Origin of the sequence: Pseudomonas mandelii (genome assembly GCF_024138395.1) — a bacterium.
Taxonomy (GTDB): Bacteria; Pseudomonadota; Gammaproteobacteria; order Pseudomonadales; family Pseudomonadaceae; genus Aquipseudomonas; species Aquipseudomonas mandelii_E.
Window position 1 is genome coordinate 30,629 of sequence record NZ_JAMYDU010000035.1, and the last position, 15,067, is coordinate 45,695.

The following is a 15,067-nucleotide window of genomic DNA, read 5'->3' on the forward strand; positions in this document are numbered from 1 at the left end:
TCGGTCAGCCACTAGACCGTTTCGTAGGTTTCTTCTCCGCAGTAGATTTGGCTTTGGCCGTTTTACCGCCACCCCTGCCACCAAGACTACGTTTGAGCAGTTCAGTCAAATCGATAACATCGGCCGTCTTGCGTTCCTCTTCACCCGTAGCGGTTTCGACGGTTTCGATCTTGCCTTCATGAGCCTTCGTCTCGACCAGCGCCATGATCTTTTCTTCGAAGCTGTCGCGGTACTCCTCGGGCGTCCAGTCGGCGCTCATGTCCTCCACCAGCCGTTTGGCCATATCGAGCTCACCCTTGGCCAGATCCGGCTTGGTCACTTCACTGCCCAGTTCCAGTTGAGCAAGGCTGCGCACCTCGGCGGGCCAGCGCAGCTTCACCAGCACCATGGCTGATTCCAGCGGCATGAGGGCGGCCAGGTACTGGCGGGTGTGCAAAACAACGCGGGCCAGGGCGACCTTGTTGGTTCTGCTGAGCGTTTCGCGTAACAGCGCATAGACCTTGCCGCCGCGTTTATCCGGGGCCAGGTAGTAAGGCGTATCGATGTTTTGCAGGGGGATTTGCTCGCTATCGACAAAGGCAAAAATGTCGATGGTCTGGGTCGACACGGGATGGGCCGAACGAATCTCCTCTTCGCTAAGCACCACGTAGCGCCCCTTTTCGTACTGGACCCCTTTGACGATGTGCTCCTTGGTGACTTCCTTGCCAGTGACTTTGTTCACGCGCTTATAGCCCACCGGCTCCATGCTGCGGCTGTCGAGCCAGTCGAAATCCACCCCGTGGGAAGACGTCGCCGAGACCAGTGCCACGGGGATGTGCACCAGACCGAAACTGATTGCGCCTTTCCAGATTGCCCGTGCCATCGTCGTGCTCTCGTCAGTCGATTGATGTTCAGGTGACCTGTGGCCAAGAGCAAAAGTTTCAGTCGGCGGCGGCCCGGTCCTGCGGGCGGATCGGCGGTACGATTAACCTCGTGTTACATCTTGTGGCGGAGGTTTTAGTTAACAAATCCGGACCCTGGGCGTAGCGTGGCTCTATTCATCCATGAAGCATGGCACGCTCATTTAGAGAGGTCCCCATGAACCGATGTGTGCTCGGCGTCATCGCGCTGGCATTGAGTGGCGTACTGAGCCCTTTGGCTCTGGCAGACGCTGCATCGCTGTCCTCGCCCTTGCTGCTGGCGCAGAACCTGCCGGGCAGCACCAATAACAATCCCTACAACAACCCGATTCGCCGGGCCAATCCCAACAGCATGCAAGGCACGCAACCCAACATTCCCGTGATCCGTGGGCCGAGCACGGTGCCTGTGCCACGACCGCCAACGCTCGATAACGGCGGTATCGGCAATCGCTATCCGCAAGATCGACCGGCGCCCACTGGCCAACCGAAATTCATTCCCAATCCACCGCCCCGGGACTCGGACCGCAACTACCGTTGAACGGCAGGACAGAAGTCTTGCCAGCCCTATTGACGACAAAAGGAATCGTGCATGTTGCGTAAAACCCTCTTGGCCACTTTCTGTGCCAGCGCGTTGTTGACAGTCACGGCGCCCGCCCTCGCGGCGCCCACACAGGATTTTAAAAGCGAACAGGGCACCCTTGAGCTCACGCCAATCGTTAAAGGCCTGGAGCATCCCTGGGCGCTGGCGTTTCTGCCCGACCGCCAAGGGATGCTGGTGACCGAGCGACCCGGCAACCTGCGGCTGGTCAGCGCTGACGGCAAACTCTCGGGTCCGCTCAATGGCGTGCCTCAGGTCTGGGCCAAGGGGCAGGGCGGATTGCTCGATGTGGTGTTGTCGCCCGATTTCAAGCAAGACCGCATGGTCTATCTGTCTTACGCCGAAGGGGGCGGTGAAGGCGGCAAGGCCGGCACGGCGGTCGGGCGCGGACGGTTGTCGGATGACCTGACGGCGATCAAGGATTTCAGGGTGATCTTCCGTCAGGAGCCCAAGCTCTCGGTTGGCAATCACTTCGGCTCGCGATTGGTGTTCGACCGCGACGGTTATCTGTTCATCACCCTGGGCGAGAATAACGACCGGCCCACGGCGCAGGACCTCGACAAGCTGCAAGGCAAGATCGTGCGGCTCTATCCGGACGGCAAGGTGCCGAAGGACAATCCCTTTGTCGGGCAAAAAGGCGTTCGCCCGGAAATCTGGTCCTACGGCCAACGCAACCCGCAAGGCGCGGCCCTCAACCCCTGGAGCGGCACACTCTGGGAAAACGAGCACGGCCCCCGGGGCGGTGACGAGATCAACATCATTGAACGAGGCAAAAATTACGGCTGGCCGATGGCAACCCACGGCATCAACTATTCCGGCCTGCCTGTCCCGGAAGCCAAGGGCGAAACCGCCGAAGGCACTGTGGGCCCGCACCATGTCTGGGAAAATTCCCCCGGCCTGAGCGGCATGGCCTTCTATGACGGCGATCGCTTCAAGGCCTGGCAGCACAACGTGTTTATCGGTGCGCTAGTGAGCCAGGAGCTGATTCGCCTGCAGTTCGATGGAGACAAAGTTGTTCACGAAGAGCGGTTGCTCGGTGAACTCAACAAACGTATTCGCGATGTACGGCAGGGGCCGGATGGGTATTTGTATGTGTTGACCGATGAAGATGACGGGGTGCTGTACAAGGTTGGTTTGAAGTAACCAACTCCCAGTAGCAGCTGGCGAAGCCTGCGTTCGGCTGCGCAGCAGTCGTCTATCTTGGCGCCTCGGTCTACCTGAGCCACCGGGGTGGATCATTTTACGACTGCTGCGCAGCCGAACGCAGGCTTCGCCAGCTGCTACAGGGAGTTTCACCGTGGAGCATACAGAATCACCGCTGCCCGCAGCTTTCCCCGCCCGAAACTGCACATTTTGTCGAACTCTCCATGGCTGACCGGCAAGTGCTGGCAGTCCATCGGCTGACGATGCTGACTGTGGTCCACATCCGGATCGTGCAGGAAGACGAACTCTTCATCGCAATCGGTGACGCACACCCAGTGCGGCGCCTTGGAACGGGTCAGGCGATAGCTGCTGATCAATACCAGCGGCTGTCCACCATCGTGCAATAACCGTGGCAGATCCAGTGGTCCGCCAATCATTCGCTCCACGTCGGTATCTTGCAATTGCGCCGTGAACTCCTCGTGTACCAGGCGCATTACGTCTTTTTTATGCGCATCGCGTACACCGTCGAGAAACAGCGGCCCAGCCATGCTCAGTTGCAGCCGAACCCGAAAGCCACGCCTCCACGCCGCCAGCGCCAGACCTTGAGGGCTGCAGCCACCATGGCCAGACGTCATGAACACCGTGGTCGCCTCGCGCCAGATTTGCAGTTCTTCGCTGCGCTCCAGTGCTCGATCCTCTTGCAGCGCGCCCATGGCCATCAACAGGCAGGCCGGACCGCAGGTGAACTCGGTGGTCTGCGGGTAGTAAGGCATCTTGATGCTGCGTGAGTCGCGGTGCTGGAGGATCCGTTTTTCCAGTCGTAGCGCGTCAGCATGGTCCTGGTAATAGTCATGAATCAATGCGAAACGTCGGTAGCCGTTGCGTTCATACAGGGCAATCGCTGCGCGATTGTCGATACGCACCTCCAATCGCAGGTAGGCGCAGTCGTGCTCAAGGGCGCAGGCCTCGACACGTTCGAGCAATCGTTTGCCCAGTCCACTGCCGCGAGCATCAAGGCCAATCGCAATCGAATACAGGCGCGCCAGTGACGTGCCCCGGTGAAACAGCACCACCGCATAACCGAGCAAATGCTCGCCACGTTGGGCCACCAGCAATTGCCCGTGAGCCCGCGTGATCATCCATTGAAAGCTGCGGCTATTGAGCCGATCCGTGGTGAAACATTGCTGTTCGAGTGCCAGCAATGCCGGTATGTCTTCAACTACCGCCAAGCGAAAAACAGGGTTCATATGGCCGCCGTAAAAGTTGCGTAATGAAACGGGACTTTCGAAAAAGTTCGTGCTTAATAGGAAAGGTCTTGTTCTCCAACGGATCAATCACTATGTCAGCGGTACAAGGCCATTGGCGCGAAGTATCTGAGCAAAAGTTACCGGCAGCAATAACTTCTGCAAACTATTTAAATGGCTCGATCAGAACTTCCAGCCAGTTGATGATCATCGTCGAGCGCAAGGAAGACTGGGCCTCCTACTTTCCCAGCGAAGACATCGTCACCGCCCAGGAGTACCTCGAACAGACCCGCGCCAACGAGCAGGGCAAACGGGTCCAGGTGATCAATCTGTGCCGCAGTTACAAGTATCTTGGGCACGGTTATTACTGCTCGCTGCTGGCCGAAGCGCGAGGGCACAAGGTTATCCCGTCGGTGCGGACCATCAGCGAACTGACTCGAAAATCCCTGTACGGTCTGGCCCTGGACGATCTGGATAAAACCCTGGAAAAGGCCCTCAGCAATCATCTTTACAGCGATACCGAAGGTTTTACCCTGACACTGTATTTCGGCAAGACTCCTATCGAGCCGTTGCAGGATCTGGCACGGCAGTTATTTGAAGTGTTTCCTTGTCCGATATTATTAGTTGAGTTTCGTCGAACTAACGGTTGGCACGTTGAAGGGGTAAAGTCCGGCGCCTTGCATAAGTTGCGTGAAGATCAGGAAGATCAGTTCGCTAATGCGCTGGACAGTTTCAGTCGCAAGATCTGGCGCATGCCGCGTTCCCGGCGTCTAGCCCGTTATGACTTGGCAATATTGCACGACCCGCAAGAAGCGCTACCGCCGTCCAACCCTAGGGCGCTGGAGAATTTCGTCCGGGTCGGCAAGACGTTAGGCATCGATGTCGAGCTGATCGAACGCAAGGACTACGCCCGAATCGCCGAATACGACGGGCTGCTGATCCGCGAGACGACGAGCGTCGACAACCACACCTACCGTTTCGCGAAAAAAGCCGAGAGCGAAGGTCTGGTGGTGATGGACGACCCGGCGTCGATCTTGCGCTGCACCAACAAGGTGTACCTGACCGACCTGCTCAAGAGCCACCAACTGGGCATGCCCGCCACTGAAATCCTCTACAAGGAACGACCGCAAGATTTTGAGCGGGTGGGCGAGCGTTTGGGGTTTCCACTGGTGCTGAAGATTCCCGACGGCTGCTTTTCCAGAGGCGTCATCAAGGTCGAAAGCCAGCAAGCCTTGCTCGAGGCGACTGCCGAGCTGTTTGAGCACTCGGTGTTGTTGCTCGCCCAGGAGTTTTTCTACACCGAGTACGACTGGCGCATTGGTGTGCTCAATCGCAAACCGATTTTTGCCTGCCAGTACTTCATGTCCAAGGGCCACTGGCAGATCTACAACCACAAGGCCAAAGGCCAGGACATCAACGGCGAATGCCGCACCCTGGCGGTTCACGAAGCACCGCGAGCGGTGGTTGATCTGGCGGTGAAAACCGCAAACCTCATCGGCGACGGCCTCTACGGCGTCGACCTCAAACAGTCCGGCGACAAAGTGGTGGTGATCGAAGTCAACGACAACCCGAACATGGACGCCGGCATCGAAGACGCCTACTTGCAGGACGATCTGTATTCGTTAGTGCTGGAAGAATTCGTCCGCCGGCTCGAACTGAAGCGTCGCGGTCAAGCCTGGTGAGTCGCCGTTGGCACGCGTCAGATCGCCTTCGCGAGCAAGCCCGCACACACATTTAATCTCGGGTGTTCACAAATTATGTGTTCACAGAAGATCATGTGGGAGCGGGCTTGCTCGCGAAGGCGATATCAATAGCACAACAACTCCTGAATCAGGCCTCTTGTGCTTCCTCGCCAGAGTTTTTCCGTTCCTGAAGACCCCGCACCACCAGATACAACAACGGCCCGACAGACACAAAAATCGCCGTCACCAACAGATAGGGAACCACCGACAAACCCGACTGCCCACGCTTGCGCGCATCCTTGTACATCCAGATACCGGCAAGCGTCGCCAACAGGTACAAATCGATCACCACCTGCGCGGTATCGGGCCGCGACATCAGGCTGATGCCGAAGTCGAGCAACGACTGCTCTGCGTGCAGCATCACCGAAACGGTGTAACCGGCGAAGGCGATCAGGGCAATGAGGGGCAGGGCGACAGAGTTCATGGTTTCCTTCCTTGGGACAATGAGCAGAATCGCCAGCCTACAGCGGTCGTTGAAAATTGGCTATTGACTTGCCATCAGCGTCCGGCTAATTTCCAGCCATGACTTCCACCGTATTGCGCTGCCAGCCAAGCATTATTACCGCCATTCCTTATCTGGCGGGCTAGCTCATGACTGCAGCACCCAACCCGCCCTAGAGGCGGGTTTTTACTTTCTGTCTCTTGGGTTCTGAGCTTACCGGGCACATGCAACCCGCGTAGGAGCTGCCGCAGGCTGCGATCTTTTGATCTTCAAAAGCAAAGATCGCAGCCTGCGGCAGCTCCTACACCGACCGCATAAACCGGATACCGTAAAGGAGACGACCATGAGCAGCACCCCCGCCCAGCAGAGCTTGCTTGAGCACTACGTGAAAAAAATCCTCGCCGCGCCGGTTTACGAACTCGCCGTGCGCACGCCGTTGCAAGCGGCTCCGGCCTTGTCCGAGGCGTTGGGCAATCAGATCCTGCTCAAGCGCGAAGACTTGCAACCGACGTTTTCCTTCAAGATTCGTGGCGCCTACAACAAACTGGTGAACCTGAACGACGAACAGAAGGCCCGTGGCGTGATCACCGCCTCGGCGGGCAATCATGCCCAAGGCGTAGCGTTGGCGGCCCGGGAGTTGGGGATTGCCGCCACCATTGTCATGCCCTGCACGACACCGGAATTGAAAGTACTCGGGGTTCGCAGCCGGGGTGCCGATGCGGTGTTGCACGGCGAGAGTTTTCCGTTTGCCCTGGAATATGCGCTGAACCTCGCACGGACAACCGGTCGCACCTTTGTCTCGCCCTTCGACGACCCGGACGTGATCGCGGGGCAGGGCACCGTCGCCATGGAAATCCTCCGCCAACACCAAGGGCCGCTGGACGCGATCTTCGTTCCGGTGGGCGGCGGTGGCTTGATCGCCGGTATCGCCGCGTATGTCAAATACCTGCGTCCTGAAGTCCGCATCATCGGCGTTGAATCGGAACACTCCGCTTGTTTACAGGCTGCATTGCAGGCTGGCGAACGGGTCGTGCTGCCAACCGTCGGCACCTTCGCCGATGGCGTGGCTGTCGCTGAAATCGGCGCTCATGGTTTTGAGGTCTGCCGGTTTTGCGTCGATGAGGTCATGACCGTCAGCAACGACGAACTCTGCGCCGCCATCAAGAATATCTACGACGATACCCGCTCGATCACCGAACCTTCGGGCGCCTTGGCCGTGGCCGGGATCAAGCAATACGTGGCACGCACCGGTGCCAGGGGGCGGACCCTGGTGGCCATCGACTCCGGCGCGAACATCAATTTCGACAGTTTGCGGCATGTGGCCGAGCGTGCCGCGTTGAGCGGCGTGTCGGCGTGAGGGCTGGGCCGGTTATTCCTGAACGGCTTTCTCGACATGGCTCGACGCCGACCAGATCCGGTAGCGCACTTCGACGTCCTTGGGCACGTAGAGCACGATCGGCAGCTTGCTGTTGTAACGCAGCCTGAAACCGTCACCGACAACCGGCACGAAGTCCTTTTTGCTCTTGCCGCCCGGGCACGCCATCCGCGTACTCATTGGGCCGATGACGTTTTCCAGCCGGTAATACGGGTAACCCCACCCTTCAAGGTTCTTTTCCTCAAGCATGCCGCCCAGGCGCTGACGGTTGCAGTCGACGGTCAGGGTCTTGCCGGCCAGAATCTCGATTTCATAACCCTCTTCCTGTTGGTGCGGGGTGAGATGAATGACCTGGCGGGTAAAGCCGCTCTCAGGCTTGGGATACGGCGCGACGTCTTCCAGGGTTGCGGCGTGGGCTACGGACGACAAAACGGCAATTATCAGCCCGACGGTCCTGTTAAGCGGCAAAGCACCCATAATGCCTCCTTGCGTGTGTGTGGGGTCAGCGGATACTGAATGAATGGGCCGTATTCTCACTGCCGTCCTCACCCAATGCAAACCCGCCATCGGGGTGTTTGCAAAATGCAGGCCTTGAAACAGCCCTTTCTTGCATTTTGCATGACGCGATGTATTGCCATTTCTCCCAAATCCTTGATTTGCCGACGAGGCGCAGAGCGAAATCTCGGGCATGTTTTATGCTAAAGCTGTCTTGAGCTGGCCACGATCCTTACTGAGTCAGCGCTGAAACAAGAAGACGGTTGGGACGCTGAAACAATGAGGTTCCCCAAGGAAGAAATACAACGGGCGATTCGAGCTCCGACCGACATTGATTTTTGATTGGCAATCTCACAAACCGAGAGGGTGGCCATGTTTCTTTCTGCCTTGGAACTACGCAATATCGTTGAAAGCAGTTTTCTCCCGAAACGCTGCCAATGCACGCTGTCGCCGGACCTGTCGATGACCGTCAAGGTGTATTCAGACGTCGAGACTGACCATCTCGACCTGTGCGTCACCGGCATAGATGCTCAACGCCTCAATGGATGTAGGGAGATCAACAATCTGATCGCCGAGTTACGCACCGACCTTGAGCACAACCGGCATAGCCAGCTGTTGCACCCGACGTCAAAAGCCCATTAACCGGCCGTTTCACCCAGTTCGACCAACACACGCCGGGTCTGGATAAACCCCAGGCCCAGTGCCAACTCCACCAGTATCGCCAGCAAAATACCCGGCCCGGCATGACTTTCGGCAGTGAGGGAGACGCCGAAGCATAGCGTCGGCCCCCTCACAGGCCTACCGCCCAGTGCCGAATCAGAACCTTCTGTCAGTTCTGATAATTGCACGCGTCAGAAAATTTTTGGTAGGTGATTTCCGCAGGCTTGCCCGAGACGCTATCGATGTATTTCATGTTGGCCGTGACCACTTTGCAGTCCAGCGTCGACGGCTCGGTCATGGAAATCACCTTGCCCACATGCAGCGGCATGCCGTAGCGATAGGGCACGGCCTGGGACGACGGCGTCTCGTTGGCCTGAGCGAAACCTGCGAACGCGGTGCAGGCGAGGGCGGTGGTTATCAGTAGTGTTTGCATGTTCATGGTGGGTCTCCAGTGCAGAGGGACGTCAGTTCGACTGAAGAACGTCGAACCTGCCGCACTGGGCGTCAGACGGGGCTGAGGGCGTGCGGTCCAGTAAAGCTTTGGACCGTGGGGTTAAGCGATGGTTAACCCGGTTGCATGCCGCCTGTCGTGAGGAGTTTCTGACAGAGGTTTCATGTAGGTAAAAAAACTGAGGGAGCTTCGGCTCGTTCCTACACGCTTGGATGCCTTGTCGTCTTTCGGCGCTTGACTTGTAGCGATTACTGTTTGGCATCGCTGCAAAATCAGCGAACAGGTTTGGTCACCTGATAACAACGCACATATGTGCCATCATTCGCCCTGCGGACATCTTTGTCCTCGCAGTGCGTTCTATGGCGGCTGTGTGCGGGACGCCTTCGGGCGAGCCGGTTGGTTGTTATCGGTTGACCAAGCCTGTACACAGTCCGCCTCCATCGTTTGGTCACGGTGCTGGCGGTTACTTACAAACAATCGAGTAATCACTATGCAAACTTTAGATCCGTTTCCAGATCGTTATCGTTCAATTAAAAGCAGCATTACCGACTCAAATCCCTTGGTGATCGACACAGAAGCCAATCCCCAAGATATTCTCGAAGCCGCGTTGCAGCGCATCCGAGCCTCCAGCCAGTTACTTGAAACGCTCCACTGCCTATGCTTCAAGCATGGCGATGTTCAGGACATTCCGCACATTACCCATGCGCTTTATCTGCTGACTCAGGATGGTTGCGATCTGTTGACGGTTGCTCAGCAGCGGATGATGGGGTGGAAAGCGCCGATCTGACGCTGCACCTTCAAAAACAAGCCTGCCTCCTGTGGGGTAGGCTTTGAAGCTAGATATCCGACGGCAGTCGATGGGATGAAACGTTCATTTCAGGCGTAAAACCTTGAACCCATGGGTGTCTGGCCGAACATCAACACTACCTGCCTCCTCTGATTGCCCTTTTCCTGCGAAATAGTCATAGACCAGAAATTTTCCAGAGACCTCGTTCCCGATATTTGGAATCACCAGCCGCATTTGCTCTTGCCCACGATAAAGACAGCGGGGCAGGGACTTCTCTGCAAAATCGATTCGTTCGATGGAATGACTGAGAGGGTTTTGCGTAAAACAACACCTTTCAAATATGGCGAGCCATAGTTGAGCGCAAATATCAAACTGGAGGGGGCGCACTTCGCCATGATCACTACCCCGAAAAAATCAGTGTCGGGCATATCGGTGAACGCGGGCTGTGTCTTTTTGTCGAGATTCACAAATAGACGTTTACCGTCTGCAGATAATTCAGCTACCAATGATGCCCGTGTTCCGTCCGACAAAAGACAGCTAATAATTGGCTTGGGCGATTGTGCAAAAACAGGGCTGGTTGCAAGTAGGACTACTATGCCCAAATGAATGAATTTCATTTCATTCCTAATATTTGCATTGAGCTGGGGCGGGCCGAACTTTGCTCAAGCGCTTTATTTGTTGGCTCTGTTGCAGGTTGCGCAGCAGCGGATGATGGGCTGGAAAGTGCCTGTTTATCGCCAGATATTTACAAACAAACCAGCGACAGTGAGCCGCTGGTTTGTTTATTAAAAAGTGTTATCTCATTAGACTTGTGTGGGCGATGTGGGGGCGCGTCTGTATCTGAATCATTTATCATTTCAGCGCGTGAATGGGTGGGTCCTGATAGGATTCATCTATTTCTATGCCCTTGGCACGAGCCTTTTCTTCTATGATGCGACGTGTTTCTTGATAGCTTTTCAAGCGCGCTGGCAGCAGCTCTGTCCATCGAGCTTTATCCTTATCTTCACTAAATCCTGATACCCAATACTCCCTCTCGGTCATGAATTCCATGGTGATCAGATAGGTGCCTGTTTTAGTCGGGTTGTCTTTGGAATCGTGGCGCCAAGCCTTCAGATGCAGATATGCCCCTTCGTTGTAGAAGTACCAGTTGTAAAAGGGACTAATTTTCAGCCAGTGGTCGATATCCGTTAGGAAATCGGGATCTAACCAAGGATGACTCGATGTGTAATGTCCCAGTACCTTGTCGGGAGTATCAATCTTTGCTGCTTGTGATCCCGAGATGCGCGGTGCACTAGGAAAATAGTAACGTTTCCAGCCAGATGACTTTATGTTTTTAATTAATTGAAAAATAAAGTCTCTGTATTGTTCGTGGGTGCTGTTATCCGGAAGGCCTCTTAGAGTGATGTCTATGTTCTCTATGCTATTTCCGACTCTTTCGTCAATTGCTATTGTAATATTTGTCGCTTTTTCGATGTCGATCGTGCTGGTAGCATTTTTTACTAAGACATCAGGGAGATTTTGGTCATTTGCTGATCTGTCTATTTTATACCAGCATAGTTCCAAGTCCTTCATGCACTCTTGGGAGAATTCAGTCGTGCTGCTATCTAAAATATTCTGTATGGGAGCATGAAGGGTTATTTCAATAGGTGCTATTTTGTTTTTCATATTTGATTCACTGTCACTGCATGCAGTAAGAATAACGAAAGAGGTGACTATCCAGTAAAGTTTCATTGCGCGCTTGCCCAGGTTGAGATAGTGCGTATCTCGGCTTCCATGTAGCCTTTTCGTGTTCCCATCAGCTTATGGTATTGCTTTGCGATGGCGCCGATGAATTTCATTCGATCACTTTCGTCATATAAATTGCCTTCCGACATCTGCACCCTGAGCTCTGGGTTTTTTACGTCACATGCCGTGCTAAATGCTGCAACTCTTACCGGGACAAAGGGAGCCCATTCGAAACCCGCCTGGACTTTTAATGTTGCCCTAAACGGTTTGTTTTCATAAATTAACGGCTGTAGGATTTTTCGTTGTTCGTGATCTGCAATTGCTATGAGGGAAGCTAGTTGCGCATCTCTTCGATCCGGGCTATCGGGTAAGCCCTCGAATAAGCTGATGGCTTCAAAACCTTTTTTTACATCATCCGTAACATGCAAATTGCCAAGCGTAGCAAGCGCCTCATCAGCCCAAGGCAAGCTATCAATGTTGGTCTTGATCTGTCCCTCGCAACTACGCGCATTACGCTCAGGCGCACACTCATCGAACTGTTCTTTATATTTACTGTAAAACCAATGCCAGACAAAGATGTCCTGAAACAACCAAAAATTGCCTTTTCCCAGTGCGCTTTTACCAATGCGTAGTGGTGGTTGCACTACAGGGGGCGTCAGTGCCAGATAAGGATCATTCGGAATAAAGTCCAGACCGCATTTCACTTGCTTGCTGGCAAATGCCGCAAGGCCCATCCAATAGAAACGGCCCTTGAGTTCCGGTTTTCCATCTTCGCCCTGTTCAAGATAGAAACTGGCGTAAGCGGCGGCAATCCTCGCGGCGCGAGCGCTAAAGTCCGAAATCAGTTCGTACTTGTTCGAGCCCGATGAGCGTTTTTTGCTTAAGCGGCGTATGGCTTCTTCTTGCCCCATAGCCCACAGCTTATCGCAGCCCAAGACGACTTCGTGGACAGAGCATTCTTTGTCATTGGTTTTAAAGGTCGTAATTGGTTGAGCACTCATTTCTTTCTGCTCGCCTCATAGTCATCTGCACCAGAAGGCACAATCAATTCATCCCACACCAGGTGGGCTTTTACCGGTTCTTCGGCGTCTGTTTGCACGCGAGGGTGGAGGCCGTTAGCGTCGCTTTTCGATATTTGCGGTGCTGTTTCGGACGGCACAATCAAAGCTGTTTTTACAGATTTCACAGGTTGCCCACGGCGCGTAACGAATTTAAGTTGTTCGTCGTATCGTTCACTAACTTTCGACTTGAGCAAGCTACCTGCACGAGCTTGATCGGCAATGACAGGAGTCAGCGGGTCGAGGATGCCAATCCCAGTGCCGGCCCCCGGCCCACCGCCCGAGTTGGTCTTGACCTCCGCCCCACTAATCGTCACACCACCCGCATCAATCTTCACAAAGCTGCCACCAGCCTTGGCCGTCAGCTCCATCCCACCCTCAACCACCACCTTCTCCCCGGCGTGGTAGTGAATCTCTTGCCCCGCCTCGACAAACTTCGCCGTCCCCACCTTCAAATGCTGAGTCACGCCAACGGTGAGGTGATCATCCGCCCGCGCTTCGGTCTTGCGATCGAGATGAGTAAGGCGATGCTCTTCCACCTTGAACTCACTAAAAACATTCGCTTCAACGGTGTCATGCCGCTCATTACCGATGCGAATCTTCTGGTCGTGCTCGATGTTTTCATCCCAGTCGCGCTGGGCGTGCAGGTAGATTTGCTCCGCGCCTTTTTTGTCTTCGATGCGAAACTCGTTGTAGCCTTTGCCGCCCGGGGAACTGAGGGTTTTGAAGGTGCTGCGGGTCTTGTTCGCCGGCAGGTCGTAAGGGACGACGTTTTCCTTGTGGTACAGGCAGCCGGTGATCAGTGGCTGGTCGGGGTCGCCTTCGAGGAAGGTGACGAGTACTTCCATGCCGACCCGCGGGATGGCGATGCCGCCGTAGGCGTTGCCGGCCCAGCCGGTGGCGACGCGCAGCCAGCAGCTGGTTTTGTCATCGGACTGACCTTCGCGGTCCCAGAAAAACTGCACCTTGACCCGGCCGTATTCGTCGCAGTGGATTTCTTCGCCCGGCGGGCCGGTGACGATGGCGGTCTGGCTGCCCAGCACTTTGGGTTTCGGGTGTTCCAGGGCGGGCCGGTAATGCGCGGCCCACGGCGTGGCGAGGAAGCGGTTGCGGTAGCCCTGGTGAAAGTCGTCCTTGTTATGGGTGACGTCGCTGGTGATGTTCTCGCCGAGCACTTGCGGCTGTTTGCCTTCGTGGACGATTTCCAGCAGAAGCCAGAGGTCGTTCCATTCGGCGCGCGGGTGTTCGCTCAGGGCCATGAAGTGGCCGCTGACCAGGGTCGGTTCGTCGCCTTTGCCTTCGGCGAGTTGGTAGTCGCTGCGATGGCGTTCCAGGGCACGGGTCGCCAGTTGCTTGCCGCGCGCGCGGTCGGTGAAGCGGCCGGGGTAGTCGTAGTCTTCGAGGTCCGGGGCGAATGCGCTTTTGGCCGCGCCTTCAGGCAGCAGCCGTGGTTTTTCGAAGTCGTAGTCGCGGCGGCTGACGCGGGTGGTGCGGGTTTCCAGGCGCAGGTTGAAGCGCTTGATCACCGGTTTCTCGGCGGCCATGCCGGAGTCTTGCTGGTAGGGCACCGGCGCCAGTTTGCGGAACACTGTCTGGTCATCGCCGAACACCAGTTTGTGGCCGTTGGCCGAGTGCTGGAAGTGGAAGTGAATGCCTTCCTCTTCGCACAGGCGCTGGATGAAGTGCAGGTCGGATTCGTCATACTGCACGCAGTACACGCGCTCGGGATAGATCGCGCCGAGCTGGAAGCTGTAGGCGTCGGCCAGAATGCCCCGGGCTTCGAGCACCTGGGCGATGATCTTCGGCACGCTCAACTGCTGGAAAATCTGTTGGTCGTGGTTGTGTCGCAGGTAGGCCAGTTGCGGCACCAGGCTGATGCTGTAGCGCGTCAGGCTTTTGCCGGAATCGCCTTGCTCGATGCGATAGACCAAGCCATGGATTTTGCCCTGGCCGGTGGCGCCGAAGGTCAGGCAACCGGGCTTGTGCAACAGCTCTTCGAGTTTCAGGTCGGGACGGGCGCTGACCAGTTCGATGTCGAAACAGAACGGCTGGTTGAGGGCTTCGCGGCCGACGAAGCTGAGCACCTGCAGGTCGACGGAAACGCCTTCGAGCGTAAGGGAGATATGGGTTGCGTTTGCGTCCAGCATGCCTTGAGTTCCGTCCTTTGAAAAAGCAGGGGCGGAATGGTGCAGGATTAAAGTGCCGCGTTCAAGGCGCAAATGCCGTAGGTGCAGGGGGGGCGCAGTATAGGGAAAACCCCTAGTTACAGGGTTTCGGCCAATGAATGTGGGCTTTTAACCGTTAGATCGCCTTCGCGGGCAAGCCTCGCTCCTACAGTTTCAATCGCGATCGATGTATCTGCGCAAATCCAGTAGGAGCGAGGCTGATCTGGTCAAGTAATCCCGGACACCGGTTACGGTGTTTATGCCGCTTTTTGCTCCATAGCTA

At 55.9% G+C, this 15,067-nt stretch carries 16 protein-coding genes and 1 pseudogene; 7 read left to right on the plus strand and 10 right to left on the minus strand.

Annotated features, from left to right (window positions below):
- Nucleotides 1-4 precede the first annotated feature (4 nt).
- Entirely contained in the window at nt 5-862 is an 858-nt protein-coding gene (locus tag NHU87_RS26890; protein WP_253554182.1) for a Ku protein, read from the minus strand.
- A gap of 215 nt (nt 863-1,077) precedes the next feature.
- Between NHU87_RS26890 and NHU87_RS26895 the strand changes: the two genes are divergently transcribed.
- Both NHU87_RS26895 and NHU87_RS26900 read left to right on the plus strand, forming a co-directional pair.
- Nucleotides 1,078-1,437: a hypothetical protein gene (locus NHU87_RS26895; RefSeq protein WP_253554185.1), complete on the plus strand. Its 360-nt coding sequence runs from the start codon at nt 1,078-1,080 to the stop codon at nt 1,435-1,437.
- A 51-nt stretch (nt 1,438-1,488) separates the two neighbouring features.
- On the plus strand, nt 1,489-2,640 hold the full coding sequence (locus NHU87_RS26900) for a PQQ-dependent sugar dehydrogenase (RefSeq protein WP_253554187.1): 1,152 nt from the start codon (nt 1,489-1,491) through the stop codon (nt 2,638-2,640).
- A 149-nt stretch (nt 2,641-2,789) separates the two neighbouring features.
- Here the strand turns inward: NHU87_RS26900 and NHU87_RS26905 are convergent, their stop codons facing one another.
- A complete protein-coding gene (locus NHU87_RS26905; protein ID WP_253554195.1) occupies nt 2,790-3,887 on the minus strand; it encodes a GNAT family N-acetyltransferase/peptidase C39 family protein in 1,098 nt (365 codons plus the stop codon).
- Nucleotides 3,888-4,087: 200 nt separating this feature from the next.
- Between NHU87_RS26905 and NHU87_RS26910 the strand changes: the two genes are divergently transcribed.
- A complete protein-coding gene (locus NHU87_RS26910) occupies nt 4,088-5,566 on the plus strand; it encodes a RimK family protein (protein ID WP_253554228.1) in 1,479 nt (492 codons plus the stop codon).
- 148 nt (nt 5,567-5,714) lie between these two features.
- On the opposite strand, the gene NHU87_RS26915 is transcribed toward NHU87_RS26910, so the two are convergent.
- A complete protein-coding gene (locus NHU87_RS26915) occupies nt 5,715-6,050 on the minus strand; it encodes a DUF2834 domain-containing protein (RefSeq protein ID WP_253554197.1) in 336 nt (111 codons plus the stop codon).
- 361 nt (nt 6,051-6,411) lie between these two features.
- Here NHU87_RS26915 and ilvA point away from each other — a divergent pair.
- A pseudogene (ilvA, locus tag NHU87_RS26920) lies at nt 6,412-7,407 on the plus strand (threonine ammonia-lyase, biosynthetic); the annotation flags it as partial.
- Nucleotides 7,408-7,437: 30 nt separating this feature from the next.
- Here ilvA and eco read toward each other — a convergent pair.
- Nucleotides 7,438-7,920, minus strand: a complete 483-nt coding sequence (eco, locus tag NHU87_RS26925; protein ID WP_253554203.1) for a serine protease inhibitor ecotin — start codon at nt 7,918-7,920, stop codon at nt 7,438-7,440.
- A gap of 390 nt (nt 7,921-8,310) precedes the next feature.
- Between eco and NHU87_RS26930 the strand changes: the two genes are divergently transcribed.
- Nucleotides 8,311-8,580: a DUF1652 domain-containing protein gene (locus NHU87_RS26930; protein WP_048393539.1), complete on the plus strand. Its 270-nt coding sequence runs from the start codon at nt 8,311-8,313 to the stop codon at nt 8,578-8,580.
- Here NHU87_RS26930 and NHU87_RS26935 read toward each other — a convergent pair.
- Both NHU87_RS26935 and NHU87_RS26940 read right to left on the minus strand, forming a co-directional pair.
- Nucleotides 8,577-8,732, minus strand: coding sequence for a hypothetical protein (locus tag NHU87_RS26935; RefSeq protein WP_253554229.1), 156 nt, complete (start codon nt 8,730-8,732; stop codon nt 8,577-8,579). The genes NHU87_RS26930 and NHU87_RS26935 overlap by 4 nt on opposite strands.
- A gap of 35 nt (nt 8,733-8,767) precedes the next feature.
- Nucleotides 8,768-9,037, minus strand: coding sequence for a DUF2790 domain-containing protein (locus NHU87_RS26940; protein ID WP_253554206.1), 270 nt, complete (start codon nt 9,035-9,037; stop codon nt 8,768-8,770).
- Nucleotides 9,038-9,539: 502 nt separating this feature from the next.
- Between NHU87_RS26940 and NHU87_RS26945 the strand changes: the two genes are divergently transcribed.
- On the plus strand, nt 9,540-9,836 hold the full coding sequence (locus NHU87_RS26945; RefSeq protein WP_253554210.1) for a hypothetical protein: 297 nt from the start codon (nt 9,540-9,542) through the stop codon (nt 9,834-9,836).
- A gap of 221 nt (nt 9,837-10,057) precedes the next feature.
- Here the strand turns inward: NHU87_RS26945 and NHU87_RS26950 are convergent, their stop codons facing one another.
- A complete protein-coding gene (locus NHU87_RS26950; protein WP_253554212.1) occupies nt 10,058-10,453 on the minus strand; it encodes a hypothetical protein in 396 nt (131 codons plus the stop codon).
- Between NHU87_RS26950 and NHU87_RS26955 the strand changes: the two genes are divergently transcribed.
- The gene (locus NHU87_RS26955; protein ID WP_253554214.1) at nt 10,443-10,625 is read left to right on the plus strand and encodes a hypothetical protein; all 183 of its coding nucleotides are present in this window, start codon (nt 10,443-10,445) and stop codon (nt 10,623-10,625) included. The genes NHU87_RS26950 and NHU87_RS26955 overlap by 11 nt on opposite strands.
- 63 nt (nt 10,626-10,688) lie before the next feature.
- Here NHU87_RS26955 and NHU87_RS26960 read toward each other — a convergent pair whose 3' ends face one another.
- The 3 genes from NHU87_RS26960 to NHU87_RS26970 all read right to left on the minus strand — a co-directional run bounded on the left by NHU87_RS26960 (nt 10,689) and on the right by NHU87_RS26970 (nt 14,766).
- A complete protein-coding gene (locus NHU87_RS26960) occupies nt 10,689-11,501 on the minus strand; it encodes a hypothetical protein (RefSeq protein ID WP_253554217.1) in 813 nt (270 codons plus the stop codon).
- Between the two features lie 62 nt (nt 11,502-11,563).
- Nucleotides 11,564-12,562 carry a DUF2515 family protein gene (locus tag NHU87_RS26965; protein ID WP_253554220.1) on the minus strand — a complete coding sequence of 333 codons (999 nt, stop codon included), beginning with the start codon at nt 12,560-12,562 and terminating at the stop codon, nt 11,564-11,566.
- Entirely contained in the window at nt 12,559-14,766 is a 2,208-nt protein-coding gene (locus tag NHU87_RS26970; protein ID WP_253554223.1) for a type VI secretion system Vgr family protein, read from the minus strand. The genes NHU87_RS26965 and NHU87_RS26970 overlap by 4 nt, the downstream gene beginning before the upstream one ends.
- Between the last annotated feature and the right edge of the window lie 301 nt (nt 14,767-15,067).

Bases quoted from the DNA above. Each gene is read 5' to 3' on its own strand.
- NHU87_RS26945 (WP_253554210.1), top strand. From the start codon at position 9,540: ATGCAAACTTTAGATCCGTTTCCAGATCGTTATCGTTCAATTAAAAGC.
- NHU87_RS26930 (WP_048393539.1), top strand. From the start codon at position 8,311: ATGTTTCTTTCTGCCTTGGAACTACGCAATATCGTTGAAAGCAGTTTT.
- NHU87_RS26910 (WP_253554228.1), top strand. From the start codon at position 4,088: ATGATCATCGTCGAGCGCAAGGAAGACTGGGCCTCCTACTTTCCCAGC.
- NHU87_RS26915 (WP_253554197.1), bottom strand. From the start codon at position 6,050: ATGAACTCTGTCGCCCTGCCCCTCATTGCCCTGATCGCCTTCGCCGGT.
- eco (WP_253554203.1), bottom strand. From the start codon at position 7,920: ATGGGTGCTTTGCCGCTTAACAGGACCGTCGGGCTGATAATTGCCGTT.
- NHU87_RS26895 (WP_253554185.1), top strand. From the start codon at position 1,078: ATGAACCGATGTGTGCTCGGCGTCATCGCGCTGGCATTGAGTGGCGTA.
- NHU87_RS26940 (WP_253554206.1), bottom strand. From the start codon at position 9,037: ATGAACATGCAAACACTACTGATAACCACCGCCCTCGCCTGCACCGCG.
- NHU87_RS26955 (WP_253554214.1), top strand. From the start codon at position 10,443: ATGAATTTCATTTCATTCCTAATATTTGCATTGAGCTGGGGCGGGCCG.
- NHU87_RS26950 (WP_253554212.1), bottom strand. From the start codon at position 10,453: ATGAAATTCATTCATTTGGGCATAGTAGTCCTACTTGCAACCAGCCCT.
- NHU87_RS26960 (WP_253554217.1), bottom strand. From the start codon at position 11,501: ATGAAAAACAAAATAGCACCTATTGAAATAACCCTTCATGCTCCCATA.
- NHU87_RS26970 (WP_253554223.1), bottom strand. From the start codon at position 14,766: ATGCTGGACGCAAACGCAACCCATATCTCCCTTACGCTCGAAGGCGTT.
- NHU87_RS26965 (WP_253554220.1), bottom strand. From the start codon at position 12,562: ATGAGTGCTCAACCAATTACGACCTTTAAAACCAATGACAAAGAATGC.
- NHU87_RS26890 (WP_253554182.1), bottom strand. From the start codon at position 862: ATGGCACGGGCAATCTGGAAAGGCGCAATCAGTTTCGGTCTGGTGCAC.
- NHU87_RS26900 (WP_253554187.1), top strand. From the start codon at position 1,489: ATGTTGCGTAAAACCCTCTTGGCCACTTTCTGTGCCAGCGCGTTGTTG.
- NHU87_RS26905 (WP_253554195.1), bottom strand. From the start codon at position 3,887: ATGAACCCTGTTTTTCGCTTGGCGGTAGTTGAAGACATACCGGCATTG.